We start from the raw sequence: 14,936 nt of genomic DNA, 5'->3' as shown, positions 1-14,936 counted from the left end.
GCGAACCGGAACAGAGTGTTGGATAGGGTGTCAGACTGCAATGGCGCGCAGACAAGCGATTTGGTCCGTCACTTTTTTCTAAGCGCCTATGCGGCGGGCTCCCAGTGCCCGGACGCCGGGTTCACCTGCACTCGTACCCCGTTTTTCCAGACCTCCTCTTCGGCCAATCGCGTGGCGCCTTCCGGGTCCACATCGAACGCCACCCCAAGCGCCTGCGCCACGCATGGCGTGTCGACGGGCAGTTCCCAGGTCAGGAACAGTTGGGTCAGGTCTTCATCGGAGGCGAAATCGGCGGCGTGAAAGCCATTGCTGCCGCGCCGGATCACGGCGTGGGGTTGGCAGGTGTCGAAGACGATGGCCGTGCCCCGGACCAGCGGGATGCGATGGCCGGAGGACGGGAAGTGCACGTCCAGCCCTTTGTCTTCGCTTAAGAAAACGTTGCAGAAGGCGGCGCCGCCGTATTGTTCGCCATCGTGGTGATACCGCGCGCCGCGGCACGCCATCAGGGCGATATCGCTGTCGGCCAGCGTGTCGCCAAGCCCCTGCGCGCGCGTCCAGGTGGCCATGGCTTGCACGCAACGATCGTAGTCGGGCCAGCGCACTTGCGTGCGCGCCAACGGCATCTGTTCGACATCGCCGGGCTCCAGCAGCAACCGCGTGGTGATCTCGCGGTTCCAATCGGCGAGCAGGCGCGCGGGGGGCGGGGGCACCTCCACCTTGCCCGACAGCACGTTGCCGCCGACGCTGCGGCTGCGCAGGGAGTCGCCGCTCCAGAAATACGAGGTCAGAGGGGCCGGGGTCATTTCGCCGCCTTGCCCAGGTTCAGCGAGGCGAACGCTTCCTGCATGCATTCGCTCATTTTCCTGGCCAGCGTGCCGACCGGAAAGTGGTCGGACGTGACCGCATAGCTGGGGAATTCGATTTTTTCCGAGAATGGGATCTCGCGCAATTCAGGCATGTTCAGCGCCCGCGACACGACGGGGTTGATGATCGACACGCCCAGCCCTTTGCCGACCATCGAGCAGATGGTCGTGGCGTAGGGCGTTTCGATGGACAGTATTCTGGCGTCGTCGGGAAAGTGCCGGTCGACCGAGGCGCGGTTGAAACTGCCGGCCGGCAACGAGATGAAATTCTCGTCGTTGAAGTCGGCGGGTTTCAGCAATTTCTTGCGGGCAAGCCGGTGCGCGGCCGGCACGATTCCGACGGCTTGCGCGGCGTTGATCCGCGCGAAGTTCAAGCCGGGAATGTCCGCCTGGATGGACGAGAAACCGATGTCGCAAAAGCCGGTGGCCATCCATTTCGCCACCACGTCCGACCCGCCCGTGCTGACCACGACGGGGATGTCCGAGACCGTGTCCCTGAACAGCCGGATGGCGTCGGGCAGCACGCATTGCGTGATGGAGCCCACCGCGCCGACCCGCAGCAGGCCGGTGCCGCGCCGGCGGATGGAGCTGGCGCTGTCGTTCAGCGATTCCAGGCCGATGAATGCGCGTTCGACATCGGCGTAGAACGCGTCGGCTTCGGGGGTAGGGATCAGCCGGGTGCCCACGCGTTTGAACAGCACGAAGCCCAGCGTGCTTTCAAGCAGCGCGATCCATCGGCTGACGTTCGGCTGCGAGGTATGCAGCAGGCCGGCCGCCGTGGTCATGGAACGCGTCATCATCACGGCGCGAAAGGCTTCGACTTGCTTGAAATTCATCGGTCAGTCCAAAAACATCGCAGGATTAATCATATCAATTTCGTATTTGATGCCGTAAATATCTGATTTGACGCATAAGTTGGCCCAGGCGGAGACTACAGTTTTCCTGTGCCCATCGGACTGAAATGGAATCCAAAGTCAGCAGCCGCCTGAAGCAACCGCTAGCCCCGGAAGTGCTTCAATACCTATTCCTTCCGCGCTTGAACCGCGAGTTCTTCGCCAACTTCGAGATGCTGAATCAGATCAACCTTGCACATCTGGTGATGCTGCACGAGCAGGGCATCCTGGACCACGACGCGTCGGTCCGGTTGGCGGACGCGTTGCTCAAGATGCAGGCGGACGGCCCGGACGGCGTGGAGCTGGATCCCGCGCGGGAAGAGGCCTATTTCAACTACGAGGCGCACCTGATCAAGCTGGTCGGGCAGGAGCTGGGCGGCCGCCTGCATACGGCGCGCAGCCGCAACGACATCGGCGCCACCGTCGACCGCATCCGCGCACGGGACTTCATCGCCCGGATCGCGACTGCCTTGATCGACGTCGCGGATGCCGCGCTGGCACAGGCAAGCCAGTACGCGGACTGCGTGATGCCCGGCTACACGCATATGCAGGCCGCGCAGCCGATCACCTACGGCTATTACCTGTCGGCGCTGGTCGATGCCTGGTCGCGCGATGCCGACCGCTTGCTGCATGCGCTGGAAACCGTGGATGCCTCGCCGTTGGGCGCCTGCGCGCTGGCGGGCACATCGTTCCCGATCGACCGCGACGCTACCAGCGCGATGCTCGGATTCAGCCGGCCGCTGCCGAGCTCGCTGGACAGCGTCGCGTCGCGGGATTTCGCGCTGGAACTGAGCGCGTCGCTGTCGATCATGATGATCACCAGCAGCCGGATGGTGCAGGACTTCTATATCTGGTCGACGCCCGAATTCGGCTATCTGTCTTTTCCGGACAGCATCGCCAGCACGTCCAGCATCATGCCGCAGAAGAAGAACCCGGCGGTGCTGGAGTACTTGCGGGGCAAGACCGGCCATTTGATCGGGCTGACGTCGGCCGCGTTCTCGACGGTGAAATCCACCCATTTCACGCATTCCGGCGACAGCAGCCGCGAAAGCACCCGCACGTGCTGGGAGGCCTGCGAGGAAGCGCTGAGGTCGTTGGCGCTGATCAAGCTGCTGGTCGAACGCGTCGAGCCGAACCGCGCGCGCATGGCGTCGCGCGCGGCAGAGGATTTCTCGACCGTCACGGACCTGGCCGACTTGCTGGTGCGCAACGCGGACGCGTCGTTCCGCGACGCGCACCACATCATCGGCGCGGTGGTCCGGCAAGCCTTGGAAGCGGGGATCCCCGCCAAGGACATCACGGCGGAAATGGTCAACGCCGCGGCGGTCCAGCAGCTTGGCCGCCAGGTCGCGCTTTGCGAAGACGATATCGCCGCTTGCCTGGACCCGGTCCGCAATGTGGCGGCGCGCCAATCGTTCGGCGGGCCGGCGCCGGGTCTGGTGACCGGCCGTATCGGCCAGCAGAGGGCACTGCTGGCCAGGCAACGCAGCGTGATCGCCGATACGGTCCAGCGCGTGGCCGACGCGCAGGACCTGTTGCGGCAACGCGTGCAGGCGCTTGTTTCGTCCGAGTCCGCGGTGCCGTCCGTCCAGGAAGCCTGAACGGCCACACAAACAATCAAGGGGAATTCAATCATGCTGAAATTCGCAGCTGTGGCGGTGGCCGCCGCCATCGGGATAGGCGTCCAAGCCCAAGCGCAGGCCCAACAGCAAACCCAGGCCTATCCTTCCAGGCCGATCACGATGATCGTGCCGTTCGCCCCGGGCGGGACCGTGAACCTGATGGGGCGCCTGCTGGCCAACCGGATGTCGGAAGCGCTGGGCCAGACCGTCATTGTGGAAAACAAGCCAGGCGGCGGCGGGAGCATCGGCGCGAACTTCGTCGCCAAGGCGCCGGCCGACGGTTACACCTTGCTGTTAGCGACGATGGGCCAGCAGTCGATCCAGCCCTTGCTGACCAAGAACCTGCCGTATGACGCCATCAAGGATTTCGCACCGGTCGCGCTGTTCTCCACGGTGCCGAACGTGCTGGCCGTGTCGGCCGACCTGCCGGCCAAGACCGTGGCGGAACTGGTGGCGTACGCCAAGCAGAATCCCGGCAAGCTGAACATGGCCTCGGCGGGCATGGGGTCCGTCAACCATCTGACGGGCGAACTGTTCATGTACCGTTCGGGCGCCAAGTTCGAGCACGTGCCTTACCGCGGCGCGGGTCCGGCGACGGCGGACCTGCTGTCGGGGCAGGTGCAGGTGCTGTTCGCGAATCTGCCGAACGTGCTGGCGTACATCAAGCCGGGCAAGGTGCGCGTCCTGGCCGTCGCCAGCGACCAGCGCAGCGCGGCGATTCCCGATGTGCCGACGTTGGCGGAAGCCGGCGTGAAGGATGCCGTCGTCGAGTCCTGGTACGGCGTCATGGCGCCTGCGGGAACGCCGCCGGACGTGATCCGCAAGCTTCAGGACACGGTGGTCGGGCTTGCCAAGGACCCGGCGATGATCGCCCATCTGGCCGAGCAAGGCGCGGTGCCGTTTCCGGGCAGCAGCGCCGAGCTGGCCAAGCTTTCCGGCGAAGAGACCGAGCGCTGGAAGCGCATCATCGACAGCGCCGACGTCCAGACCAACTGATCATCCGCCGCGGTTGTCGTACGGGGCTTCCTTGCTGTCGCCATCGTCCATCGCCGCGCGGGTCCGTTCCATCAGGTGCCGCTTCAGGGCGGCCAGCGCATCGGCCGGCCAATCCTGTGCCCCGGTCACGGCCAGCCAGGCATCCGCATAGTGCTGCGGTGCGTACACATGGCCGTAGCCGATCGGCGTGTGGGTGCTGACGGACATGTCCAAGGCAAGCTGCAGCATCGTCACCACCGGCACCCAGCGCAGGTCGGGCGATACGTCGGGCCCATAAGGGGGATCCATCCAGGCCGGGCGCCGGTACAGGTCGCGGTAGTCGAAGAACGTGACGGCGTCGCTGGCGTACTGCAGGTAGACGATGCGCATCGGTCCCCACGGGGCATCGGCGGGCACCGGCGAGCCATTCTGGTTCATGAACCGCACGAAGGCGCCGTCGCGCAGTTCGGGCAGCCAGGCGGGCGAGTCCGGATTGCGGGCGTCGGTGATCGTGCGCCAGACCCGGCTTTCAAAGGGCGGACCGCTCCAGAGCGCGCCCTGGATGGGGTCCCCGATCATTTCGAAAAGTTCGGCGGAGCGGGCGGAGTTCATGGCGCCCAGGCTCAGGCCATGCAGATACAGCTTGGGCCGCCGGTCCTTGGGCAGCGCCGTCCAGGTGTTGTAGATTTCGGCGAACAGCGCGCGTGCGGCTTCCGCGCCGTACTCGGGCTGGGCCAGCAGGGACAGCGGGCTGGACAGGTAGGAATACTGGATGGCGACGCTGGCCACGTCGCCATGCAGCAGGTATTCGACGGTGTCCATGGCGGCCGGGTCGATCCATCCCGTACCCGTGGGGGTCACGACCACCAGGGCGGAACGCTGGAATGCGCCCACGCGCTTCATTTCTTCCAGCGCCAGCCTGGCCCGGGCCTGGGCCGTGCTGGCGCCCGGCAAGCCCACGTACACGCGGATGGGTTCTTGCGCGTCGCGTCCGGTCTGGGCGCGGATCTCGCTGGCGCCAGGGCCGGACGAGATGTATTCCCGCCCTGCGCGGCCCAGCTGCTTCCATGCGATCAACGAGGCCGGGCTGCCTGTCTTGGCGGGGTCGACGGGTTGCGGGCGCGCGGGCTCGATCAACGCGTCGTACTCGCGGAACGAGGCGTCCAGCACATGCAGCGCCGCACGGAAGAGCACGTTGTTGGCCAACGACCAGAAGATCAGGATCGCGATCGCCGCGCCCGCCACATTGGCGACGCGTCGCGGCACCACGCGGTGAACCTGCGCGGACACGGCTCGGGCCAGCCGTTTGAACAGGCGGCCCAGCGCCAGCAGCACGGCAAAGGTAGCCACCGCCGTCGCGCAGACTTTGAAGGGGTGCGCGCTGGTCACGGGTTCCATCTTCATCAGGGCCCGGATCGTGTTCTGCCAGTCCGCCGCGCGCCATAGGAACAGCATCAGCACGGACACGCACAGTACGGTGATCAGCGCGTTGGTCACGCGCGCGGCCCGTGCGCGGGGTTCCGGCAGTTCCAGGTAGGCCCAAAGCCAGTGCCACAGCACGCCCAGCCCGTAACCGGCCGCCAGGCAGGCGCCCGCCAGCACGCCTTGGGTCACGTAGGTGCGGGGCACCAGGGTGGGCGTGAGCGAGGCCGCAAAGAACAGCGTGCTCAGCAGCAGGCCGACGCCGGACAGCGATTCCAGGTGCGATTGGACAAACGCGGGCAGACGGCTGCCGGGGGCCGGCGGCAAGGGCATCGTCCTGTCAGTCCCGATCCGGTGCGCCCAGCGGGAATAGGGGGCGGAACGGCCGCGCATCGTCGACTGCGCGCGCGAACGACGGCCGGGCCAGCAGCCTGGCGCGGTACGCGTGCAGCACGCGGCAGGTGTCGGGAATGGGGTGCGTCCAGTCCGCGTAGAACAGCGCCGGCGCGGCGGCACAGTCCGCCATCGTGAAATCCGCGCCGGTGGCCCAGGCGCGGCCGCCCAGTTGCGCGTCCAGCCAGGCATACGCCAGTTCCAGTTTTTCCGCCGCCAGCGCCAGGCCTTCGCGGCGCTTGGTGTCGTCGCCCGTCAGTGCGCCATTGACCGCGTGCTGCACCCAGTTCATGACGTGCAGGTCGAAGAAGCGGTCCAGGAAGCGCACCTCCAGCGCGGCGGCCGGATCGGCGGGCAGAAGGGCGATTGGCCCGGGCCGCGTCAGTTGCAGGTGCTCGATGATGATGCTGGTTTCGGCGACGTTGCGCGTACCGTCCACCAGCAGCGGAAATTTGCGCAACGGCCAGCGCCGAAGCCACTCGGCCGCGTGTTGCGGCGTGTCGGGCCCGATGCAGCGGAATTCGAAGGGAGTGCCGTTCTCGTACAGCGCGATCAGCACCTTCTGCGTGTACGAGGAAAAGGGATGGCCGTAGAGCGCAAGCGACATGGCGGAGTCTCCTGAGTCAGACGGCCTTTATTATGCAAGCGGAAGCCGGCCTTTGGGCAAACCAGGGTTTGATAATTGTTTCCACCAGACGGACGGCGGGCGTTGCCGTGATGCCGGATCCGCGCAAAACCAATACAGTATTCGATAAGCCGAAGGCAACGTCGCCTTGGGACAACAAACGAAGTCTGGATACCAAGACTGGAGACGGGATGGACACGATAAGCAAGCAGGGCGCCAGCGTGCGCGACCAAGTCAGCGCGACGGAATGGCAGATCCGCACCGATCTGGCTGCCCTGTATCGGCTGGTGGCGCTGTTCGGGTGGGACGACCTGATTTTCACGCACATCACCGCCAAGGTGCCGGGCACGGAGCATTTCCTGATCAATCCCTACGGGATGATGTTCGACGAGATCACGGCGTCCAGCCTGGTCAAGATCGATCTGCACGGCAACAAGGTCATGGCGTCCGACTACGACATCAATCCGGCCGGCTTCACCATCCACAGCTGTATCCACGCGGCCCGCAAGGACGCGATGTGCGTGCTGCATACGCATTCCATCAATGGCGTGGCGGTGTCGGCGCAGAAGGCGGGCTTGCTGCCGCTGTCGCAGTTCGCGTTCATCGCGCTGCGTTCGCTGAGCTATCACGACTACGAAGGCCTGGCGCTGAACCCGGAAGAGCAGCCGCGGCTGGTGCGCGACCTGGGCAGCAACAACTACCTGATCCTGCGCAACCACGGTTTGCTGACGGTGGGGCAGACAATGGCCGAAGCGTTCCAGGCCATGCACCGCCTGGAAGCCGCCTGCATGGCGCAGGTGCGGGCGCAGGCGGGCGGCGGGGAACTGATCTTCATTCCCCCGGAAGTCCTGGCGCGCGCAGCGGTGGAATCCCCGGCGGACCGGGCGCACAAGGCGGCGCTGGCCTGGCCGGGCCTGCTGCGCCGGCTGGATCGGAAGAATCCGGGCTACGCGGACTAGGCGGCGCGGGCAGCGCAGGCGGCAGGGTCGGCCCGCATTGTCTGGGCTGACGCGGAACTGAATGCTAAGGTCGAGGTTCCAACGGGTGTCTGCGGCTGTTTGCGCGGAACCCCTTTCATAAGGAGCGTTGATGAAGTCGATACCGACCCTGCTGCTGGGCGCCACCGCGCTGATGCTGACCCTGCCGGCTGCCGCCGCGCCGGTAACCTACGATCTGGATCCTTCCCACACCTATCCCAGCTTCGAAGCCGATCACATGGGCGGCCTGTCCACGTGGCGCGGCAAGTTCAACAAGTCCAAGGGCGTGGTGGTGCTGGACCGCGAGGCGCGCACCGGCACGGTGGATGTCACGGTGGACATCAATTCCGTGGACTTCGGCCATGACGAAATGAACCAGCACGCGGTCGCGCCCGATATCTTCGACGCCGCCCGCTATCCCACGGCCACCTTCAAGGGCACGTTCACCAAATTCGACGGCGACCGCCCGGAAGAGGCCACCGGCGACCTGACCCTGCGCGGCGTCACCCGGCCCGTCAAGATGGAGATCGACGACTTCAAGTGCATCCAGCACCCGATGGAAAAGCGCGAGTTCTGCGGCGCCGACGTGTCCACGAAGTTCAACCGTAAAGACTTCGGGCTGGACTTCGGCCTGGACATGGGGTTCAAGCCGGAAGTGGAGCTGAAGATCCAGGTGGAAGCCGGTCGGCGCCCTTGATGCCAGGAAGCGGTCTTCAGCGTTTTGCGACGTCAAGCACCGCTTCGGCGAACGCTTGCGGCGCGCCGTTGGGCGTCGATAAGCGCGGATACAGTGCGATTCAAATCCAGGGGCTTGCGGCGGGATCCCTACGCAGGGCGGTCATGATGTCGGCGGTGTGCTGGCCGCGCCCGGGGATGGATCCAGGTGTCGCCGTTCGGCCGTCGAAGCGCGGGGCCGGCGCCACCTGGGCATGGCCTTGCGCCTTGAAGAATGTCCCCCGCGCCGCATGATGGGGATGGGCGGTGGCCTCTTCGGGGCTTAGCACCGCGCCGAAGCAAACGTCCGTGCCTTCCATCAGCGTGCACCACTCGTCGCGGGTCCTGGCTGCAAAGATCTCGGCCATCTGCTGGCGTAGCGCCGGCCACTGATTGCGATTCCATTGATCGGCGAAGCCCGCCGTCTTGTCCAGCCCCAGCTTCTGGAGCAGCAGCGCGTAGAACTGCGGCTCGATGGCGCCTACGGTGATGAAGTGCCCGTCGGCGCAGCGGTAGGTCGCATAGAAGTGCGAGGCGTCGTGAAGGTTCGCGCCGCGCTGGCCAGAGATGTAGCCCTTTCGTTGCGTCGAGAGCAGAAGTTGCAGCATGTGCGCGGACCCGTCGACGATCGCGGCGTCCACGACGGCGCCGATGCCCGAGGACCGGGCGCGCAGGATGCCGGAGAGCATCCCCACCGCCAGATAGAGCGCGCCGCCGCCGATATCGCCAAGTAGCGTGAAGGGCGATACGGGCGGTTCTTTTCCGCCGCCGCTGTAGTACAGCGCGCCGGACAGCGCGGCGTAGTTGGCGTCATGGCCTGCGGCCTGAGCCAGCGGGCCGGATTGGCCCCAGCCCGTCATGCGGCCATAGACAAGGCGGGGATTGCGCGCCATGCAGGCCTCCGGCCCCAGCCCCAAGCGTTCCATGACGCCGGGTCGCATGCCTTCGATCAATCCGTCCGCCTGGTCCACCAGCCGCAGGACCAGGTCGCGGCCTTCGGCGGTCTTGAGGTCGGCCGTGATGGAACGCTTGCCGCGATTGAGCACGTAGCCGTCGCCATTCGGATCCGCCACGCCCGGCGGCAGTTGTCGCTCTACGGCGATGACGTCCGCGCCCAGGTCAGCCAGATGCATGGCGCAGAACGGGCCGGGGCCGATGCCGCAGATTTCGACGATCCTGATGCCAGACAGCATGGGGATTCCTATTGCCGGGAGGGGTTGGACAGCAGGGCAGGCTCACTGATGTGAGAGGGCGACAGTGCGAACTGCGGCAGTTTCAAGGTCTCGGACAGCGCCTCGAACACGACATGCACCTGCTTTCCGATCTGGATGTCGGCCAGGTCCCCCTCCACGATGTTTCCCATCATGCGCACCCCTTCATCCAGGTCCACGATGGCCACCGCGTAGGGCACACGCGTTTTCATGAAAGCGTTGGAGGCACGGTGATTGATGGTGTAGGTGTAGATGCGGCCCTTGCCGGAGAGCGTTTTCCATTCGAGCTGCTCTGATCCGCACTTCACGCAGAAGGGTCTGGGGTAGAACTGGGCTTGCCCGCAGGCCAGGCAGGTTTGCGCGGTCAGCCGGTTGTCCTGCGCGGCATCCCAGAAAGGCCGGGTCAGGTCGGTCGGTTGCGGCAAGAGGCGTTCGGGTGCGCGCATCGTCATACTCCAAGAATCATCGTGGTGTTGCAGGAGAAGACCAGCCCCGGGGCGTGGCATAGCGCCAGCTCTGCCTTCGGAAGCTGGCGTTCGCCGCATTCGCCGCGAAGCTGCCGGACCGCTTCGATGACGAGGAAAGTGCCGAACATGCCGGGGTGACCATAGGACAGTCCACCGCCAGAGGTGTTGATCGGGAACCGGCCCCCTGGCGCCAGGGCGCCGTCCGCGACAAAGTCGCCGGCTTCGCCGCGGCCGCAAAAACCCAGTTCTTCCAGCGACTGCAGCACGCCGATGGTGAAGTGGTCATAGATCTGCACCACGTCGATGTCTTCGCGTGAAACGTCCGCCATTCGGAAGGCGGCCTCGGCGGTTCCGGCGACGTTCGTGTCCAACCAGTCGGCGGTGTCGAACGGTGTGTAGTGGTGCGCGTGGGATTCGGCGATGCCCATGACGTAGACGGGCTTGCCGGGCAGGTCTCTGGCGCGCGCGGCGGACGTGATCACCAGCGCACCGCCGCCGTCCGTCACCAGGCAGCAGTCGCGCTGGCGCAAGGGCGAGGCGATGACGGGCGACGCCATGACCTCATCAATGCTGGTCGGTTCGCGGCGGTAAGCCTGGGGATTCAGTTGGGCCCACCGGCGCGCGGCGACCGCGACTTCGGCCAGGTCTTGCGGCGTGGTGCCGTGGCGATGCATATGCAGTTGCGCGACCATGGCGTAATAGCCGATGGGGCTGAGCTGCCCATAGGGCGCGACGAACTGGCCGCGCGGCGAGGCCGGGTTGTCGGCCGTGCCCGCGCCGCTTTTTCGCGAGCCGTCCGAGAGCTGGGTGCTGCCATAGGTGACAAGCGCCACCGAGCACATGCCGGCCGCGATGGCGGCCATCGCATGGCGGATATGAAGGATGTTCGACATGCCGCCGACATTGGTCGAATCCACATAGCGCGGCGTAAGGCCCAGGTATTCCGACAGTTGCAGGCTGGAGAAGCGGTCGTCGGTGTGGGCGAACACGCCGTCGACCTCACTCAAGGCGATCCCTGCGTCGCGCAGCGCGCGGCCGGCGGCTTGCGCCTGCAGCTCAAGCGCGGTCTTGCCCGGGACTTTTCCCAGGTCGGATTCCGCGACACCGGCGATGGCGATGGAGCGTGAAAGGTTTTGCGTCATGAATAATCCGGTCGATGGTTCAGAGCGCGCGGGCAATCACTTCGCGCATGATTTCAGACGAGCCGCCATAGATGCGGTTGGGCCGCACGTCCGTGTAGGCGCGTGCGATCGGGTATTCGCGCATGTAGCCGTAGCCCCCGAAAAACTGCATCAGGTCATCGATCGCCCGCGTCGCTTCGCTGGCCCAGAGCTTGGCCATCGCGGCGCCGTCGGGTGTCAATGCGCCGGCCAGGTACTGCGCCAGGCAGCTATCGACGAAGGCCCGGGTGGCACAGGCGTGCGTCTTGATCTCGGCCAGACGGAAGCGGATGAATTGGTTCTCGATAAGCGTCTTGTCGAAGGCGCGGCGTTGCTTGACGTGGTCCAGCGTCCATTCCAGGGCGACTTCCAGGGCGGTCGCGCAACGCAGGGCGATAAGCAGGCGCTCGCGTACCAGGCCGCTCATGGCATAGCCGAAGGCGGCGTTGGCCTCGCCGACAAGCATGTCGTCGGCAACGAAGACGTTGTCGAAGAAGAGCTCGGCGGTGTCCTGCGCCTTTTGCCCGACCTTGTCCAGCAGGCGCCCGCGCGAAAAGCCGGGCGACGTTGCGTCCACCCAGAAGAGGCTGATGCCGTGCGCGCCGCGTGACGGATCGGTTTTGGCGAACGTCAGCACGTAGTCGGCGTGATAGCCGTTGGTGATGAACGTCTTCTGTCCATTGAGCCGATAGCCGCCGTCGACCCGGGCGGCGCTGCTGCGGATGGCCTTCAGATCGCTGCCCGCGCCGGGTTCGGTCATGGCGATGGCGCCCACCACGTCGCCCGTGGCCATTCTCGGCAGGAACGACTGCTTTTGCGCGGGCGTGCCGAATTCCGCCAGATAAGGCGCCACATTTTCAGAGTGCGTGGTGAAGCCGGTCACCCCGCTGACAAGGGCGCGGGCGATCTCCTCGACGACGATGGCGCTGTACAGGAAGTCGCCACCGCCGCCGCCGTAGGTATCCGCGATGCTGGGCAGCAACAGGCCCGCCTCGCCCGCTTCGCGCCAGAGACCGCGCGGCACCATGCCGGCGTCTTCCCATTCGGCATGGGCGGGTTGGATCCGGTCGGCGATGAAGCGGGCGACGCTGGACCGGTACAGCTCGTGGTCGGGCGTGAACATGGCGCGCGGCGGAGAGTAGCTTGCGTGGTGCTGTGTCATGGACGGGGCCCCATCAATGGGCAATGCGGTTTTCGGACGGCCAATAGGCCGCTTTGACGGTGCGTTTCAGCAGCTTGCCGCTTTCGGTGCGCGGCAGCGCCTGCACGAAGTCCACGGAACGCGGGCACTTGATGGCGGAAATCCGTGCGCGGCAAAGCTGCATCAGCTCTTGCGCAAGCGCGTCCCCGGCGCGCTGCGCGTCATGCAGTTCCACGACCGCTTTCACCTCTTCGCCGAATTCCTCGTTGGGCACGCCGACCACGGCCACATCCGCCACGGCCTCGTGCGTCAGCAATACGTTTTCCGCTTCTTGCGGATAGATGTTCACGCCGCCGGACACGATGGTGTTGGCCAGGCGGTCCGTCAGGTAGAGGAAGCCATCGGCGTCCACGTGCCCCACGTCTCCGTAGGTGGCCCAGCCGCGTTCGTTGTAGGCCCGGGCGGTCTTCTCCGCATCATTGTGGTAATTGAAGCGGCCGCCGCCCGAGAAATAGACGACGCCTGTCCGTCCCGCGGGCAGCTCGGCGCCGTCTTCGCCCACGATGTGCACCTGTCCGAATTCCGGCTTTCCGACCGAACCCTTGTGGGACAGCCATTCTTCGGAGTCGATGGAGGTGCGCCCGACCAGCTCGGTGCCGCTGTAGTACTCGTATAGCACCGGGCCCCACCAGCCGATCATCTGTTCCTTTACGGGGACCGGGCAGGGGGCGGCGGCATGGATGGCGAAACGCAGGCTCGACAAATCGAAGCGCGCCCGCTCTTGCGGCGGCAGGCGCAGCAGCCTGACGAACATGGTCGGCACCCATTGCGCGTGCGTGACGCGATACTGCTGGATGGCGTCCAGCGCCATCGACGGGTCGAACTTCTGCATCAGCACGCAGCTTCCGCCGGCCCGCATGACGGCCATGTTCCAGCGCACGGGCGCGGTGTGATAGAAGGGCGCGGTCGACAGGTAGACCGAGGTTTCATCGAAATCCTTCCAGCGCGTGCGCGGGTCGGCGCGTGCCTTGAAGTAGGCGTTGGCGTCGGCCAGCGGACGCCTGATCCCCTTGGGCATCCCGGTGGTGCCCGACGAGTACGAAAAATCCGTCCCTTCCTGGGTCCGAGGCAATTCGACGTCGTCTGGAAACAGGTTGATCCATGTCTCGTACTGGCGGAACCCCGTCTTGTCCCCGTCGAGCAGGACCCGGTTGGGCGGCAGGCAGTCCACGATGGCCGGGTCAAGGTCGCCCAGCGTCTGCGTGGAACAGAACAGCGTCTTCGCGCCGGAGTCGCCGATCAGGTAGGCGACTTCGTCCGCCTTGAGGTGGCGGCTGATGGTGGTGTAGTACAGGCCGATGCGGTGCGCGGCCCACAGGATCTCGAAGTACCGGACGTGATTCTCCAGCAGTACGGCGATGCCGTCGCCTTCGACGTGGCCGGCGGCAAGCAGCGCGGCGGCGCATTTTCGCGAGCGCAATTCCAGTTCGCGCCACGTAACGCTTTCCCCCGAAGGGACCATCCGATAGGCGATCCGGTCGGGCATATGCCGGGCGTGGCGTTCAAGTACGGACATGACGGTCTCCATCGTCGGGTTATTCATGGCGCAGGTCTGCGACGCCGTGGCTGAGAACGACTGCGTCGCGTTCCACCGCGACCAGTTGGAAACGCACTTGGTCCGCAACCCGCCACAGGTCGGCGCGCAGCGTCTCGCCCGGCACGACCGGCGACGAGAAACGGGCGGCCAGGCTGGCCAGTCGCGAAGGGGCGCCGCCGCAGGCTTGCCGCAGCACGGCGCGGGCCGCCATGCCATAGGTGCACAGGCCGTGCAGGATGGGGCGCTCGAAGCCCGCTTCGCGCGCGGCTGCCGGCAGGATGTGGATGGGGTTGCGGTCGCCGTTCAGGCGGTAGAGCAGCGCGGCGTCTGCGCGCGTCGGCATTTCCAGGCGCATGTCGGGCTGGCCCCCGGGTACGGCGGGCAGGGCGTCAAGCGGAGCGTCCGCCGGCTGCCCGGGGTTCGCGAAGCCGCCGTCCGCGCGGCAGAAGGAAACGTGGTCGACCGTCGCCAGCGGCACGCCGCTATCCGCATCGGTGACCGTGCGCTGCGTCACGACCAACGCGCCCTTTCCGGCGCCTTTGTCCACGACATGGCTGACGCGGGTGCGGCTGCGCACGCTGCCCGATGCCGGCAATGGCGCGTGAAAGCGCATGCGGTGCTCGCCGTGCAGGATCCGCATCCAGTCGATGCCGGTCCCCGGATCGGACGCCCACGCGCCAGGAGCACCCAGGGTTGCCAGGAAAGTCGGCACGACCAGCGTGTCTCGTTCATGGACGTAGCGCAGGTCCGCTGCGTCCATCGGGTCCGAGGCGATGCCGAGGCTGAGCGCGTAGCGGATGCAGTCGTCCTCGCGATACCGTGTGACCTGCTCGGGGATTTCCCATTGCTTGAGTTGGTGGTAGTCGATGGCCATGG

Annotated in this window: 14 protein-coding genes; 4 read left to right on the top strand and 10 right to left on the bottom strand. The window is 65.9% G+C overall.

Features of this window, described 5'->3' with window-relative positions; all coding sequences use genetic code 11:
* Positions 1-86: 86 nt before the first annotated feature.
* Entirely contained in the window at positions 87-803 is a 717-nt protein-coding gene (locus A9973_RS11215; protein WP_183013863.1) for a hypothetical protein, read from the bottom strand.
* Complete coding sequence (locus A9973_RS11210) at positions 800-1,699, bottom strand: LysR substrate-binding domain-containing protein (RefSeq protein WP_183013862.1); 900 nt, start codon at positions 1,697-1,699, stop codon at positions 800-802. The genes A9973_RS11215 and A9973_RS11210 overlap by 4 nt, the downstream gene beginning before the upstream one ends.
* Before the next feature lie 125 nt (positions 1,700-1,824).
* Between A9973_RS11210 and argH the strand changes: the two genes are divergently transcribed.
* Together argH and A9973_RS11200 are read left to right on the top strand one after the other, a co-directional pair.
* Positions 1,825-3,357 carry an argininosuccinate lyase gene (gene argH / locus A9973_RS11205; RefSeq protein ID WP_183013861.1) on the top strand — a complete coding sequence of 511 codons (1,533 nt, stop codon included), beginning with the start codon at positions 1,825-1,827 and terminating at the stop codon, positions 3,355-3,357.
* A gap of 33 nt (positions 3,358-3,390) precedes the next feature.
* On the top strand, positions 3,391-4,374 hold the full coding sequence (locus A9973_RS11200) for a tripartite tricarboxylate transporter substrate binding protein (RefSeq protein ID WP_183013860.1): 984 nt from the start codon (positions 3,391-3,393) through the stop codon (positions 4,372-4,374).
* Here the strand turns inward: A9973_RS11200 and A9973_RS11195 are convergent, their stop codons facing one another.
* Both A9973_RS11195 and A9973_RS11190 read right to left on the bottom strand, forming a co-directional pair.
* Complete coding sequence (locus A9973_RS11195) at positions 4,375-6,108, bottom strand: alpha/beta-hydrolase family protein (RefSeq protein WP_183013859.1); 1,734 nt, start codon at positions 6,106-6,108, stop codon at positions 4,375-4,377.
* A 7-nt stretch (positions 6,109-6,115) separates the two neighbouring features.
* Positions 6,116-6,775, bottom strand: a complete 660-nt coding sequence (locus tag A9973_RS11190) for a glutathione S-transferase family protein (protein WP_183013858.1) — start codon at positions 6,773-6,775, stop codon at positions 6,116-6,118.
* A 209-nt stretch (positions 6,776-6,984) separates the two neighbouring features.
* Here A9973_RS11190 and A9973_RS11185 point away from each other — a divergent pair, with 209 nt between their 5' ends.
* Both A9973_RS11185 and A9973_RS11180 read left to right on the top strand, forming a co-directional pair.
* The gene (locus tag A9973_RS11185; RefSeq protein WP_183013857.1) at positions 6,985-7,752 is read left to right on the top strand and encodes a class II aldolase/adducin family protein; all 768 of its coding nucleotides are present in this window, start codon (positions 6,985-6,987) and stop codon (positions 7,750-7,752) included.
* 130 nt (positions 7,753-7,882) lie between these two features.
* Positions 7,883-8,467, top strand: a complete 585-nt coding sequence (locus tag A9973_RS11180) for a YceI family protein (RefSeq protein ID WP_183013856.1) — start codon at positions 7,883-7,885, stop codon at positions 8,465-8,467.
* Between the two features lie 100 nt (positions 8,468-8,567).
* On the opposite strand, the gene A9973_RS11175 is transcribed toward A9973_RS11180, so the two are convergent.
* The 6 genes from A9973_RS11175 to A9973_RS11150 are packed head-to-tail and all read right to left on the bottom strand — an operon-like array spanning position 8,568 to position 14,934.
* A complete protein-coding gene (locus A9973_RS11175) occupies positions 8,568-9,683 on the bottom strand; it encodes a CaiB/BaiF CoA transferase family protein (RefSeq protein WP_370539483.1) in 1,116 nt (371 codons plus the stop codon).
* A gap of 2 nt (positions 9,684-9,685) precedes the next feature.
* Positions 9,686-10,141, bottom strand: coding sequence for a Zn-ribbon domain-containing OB-fold protein (locus A9973_RS11170; RefSeq protein ID WP_183013854.1), 456 nt, complete (start codon positions 10,139-10,141; stop codon positions 9,686-9,688).
* A 2-nt stretch (positions 10,142-10,143) separates the two neighbouring features.
* On the bottom strand, positions 10,144-11,304 hold the full coding sequence (locus A9973_RS11165) for an acetyl-CoA acetyltransferase (RefSeq protein ID WP_183013853.1): 1,161 nt from the start codon (positions 11,302-11,304) through the stop codon (positions 10,144-10,146).
* A 19-nt stretch (positions 11,305-11,323) separates the two neighbouring features.
* Positions 11,324-12,484, bottom strand: a complete 1,161-nt coding sequence (locus A9973_RS11160) for an acyl-CoA dehydrogenase family protein (protein ID WP_220805464.1) — start codon at positions 12,482-12,484, stop codon at positions 11,324-11,326.
* 13 nt (positions 12,485-12,497) lie between these two features.
* Entirely contained in the window at positions 12,498-14,039 is a 1,542-nt protein-coding gene (locus A9973_RS11155; protein ID WP_183013852.1) for an AMP-binding protein, read from the bottom strand.
* 19 nt (positions 14,040-14,058) lie between these two features.
* Positions 14,059-14,934, bottom strand: a complete 876-nt coding sequence (locus A9973_RS11150; protein ID WP_183013851.1) for a MaoC/PaaZ C-terminal domain-containing protein — start codon at positions 14,932-14,934, stop codon at positions 14,059-14,061.
* Between the last annotated feature and the right edge of the window lie 2 nt (positions 14,935-14,936).

The organism is Achromobacter sp. UMC46, assembly GCF_014170335.1.
Classification (GTDB): domain Bacteria; phylum Pseudomonadota; class Gammaproteobacteria; order Burkholderiales; family Burkholderiaceae_B; genus Achromobacter.
This window is presented reverse-complemented; position numbering and strand designations above follow the sequence as displayed.

Bases quoted from the DNA above. Each gene is read 5' to 3' on its own strand.
- A9973_RS11215 (WP_183013863.1), bottom strand. From the start codon at position 803: ATGACCCCGGCCCCTCTGACCTCGTATTTCTGGAGCGGCGACTCCCTG.
- argH (WP_183013861.1), top strand. From the start codon at position 1,825: ATGGAATCCAAAGTCAGCAGCCGCCTGAAGCAACCGCTAGCCCCGGAA.
- A9973_RS11180 (WP_183013856.1), top strand. From the start codon at position 7,883: ATGAAGTCGATACCGACCCTGCTGCTGGGCGCCACCGCGCTGATGCTG.
- A9973_RS11155 (WP_183013852.1), bottom strand. From the start codon at position 14,039: ATGTCCGTACTTGAACGCCACGCCCGGCATATGCCCGACCGGATCGCC.
- A9973_RS11160 (WP_220805464.1), bottom strand. From the start codon at position 12,484: ATGACACAGCACCACGCAAGCTACTCTCCGCCGCGCGCCATGTTCACG.
- A9973_RS11190 (WP_183013858.1), bottom strand. From the start codon at position 6,775: ATGTCGCTTGCGCTCTACGGCCATCCCTTTTCCTCGTACACGCAGAAG.
- A9973_RS11195 (WP_183013859.1), bottom strand. From the start codon at position 6,108: ATGCCCTTGCCGCCGGCCCCCGGCAGCCGTCTGCCCGCGTTTGTCCAA.
- A9973_RS11170 (WP_183013854.1), bottom strand. From the start codon at position 10,141: ATGCGCGCACCCGAACGCCTCTTGCCGCAACCGACCGACCTGACCCGG.
- A9973_RS11150 (WP_183013851.1), bottom strand. From the start codon at position 14,934: ATGGCCATCGACTACCACCAACTCAAGCAATGGGAAATCCCCGAGCAG.
- A9973_RS11185 (WP_183013857.1), top strand. From the start codon at position 6,985: ATGGACACGATAAGCAAGCAGGGCGCCAGCGTGCGCGACCAAGTCAGC.
- A9973_RS11165 (WP_183013853.1), bottom strand. From the start codon at position 11,304: ATGACGCAAAACCTTTCACGCTCCATCGCCATCGCCGGTGTCGCGGAA.
- A9973_RS11210 (WP_183013862.1), bottom strand. From the start codon at position 1,699: ATGAATTTCAAGCAAGTCGAAGCCTTTCGCGCCGTGATGATGACGCGT.
- A9973_RS11200 (WP_183013860.1), top strand. From the start codon at position 3,391: ATGCTGAAATTCGCAGCTGTGGCGGTGGCCGCCGCCATCGGGATAGGC.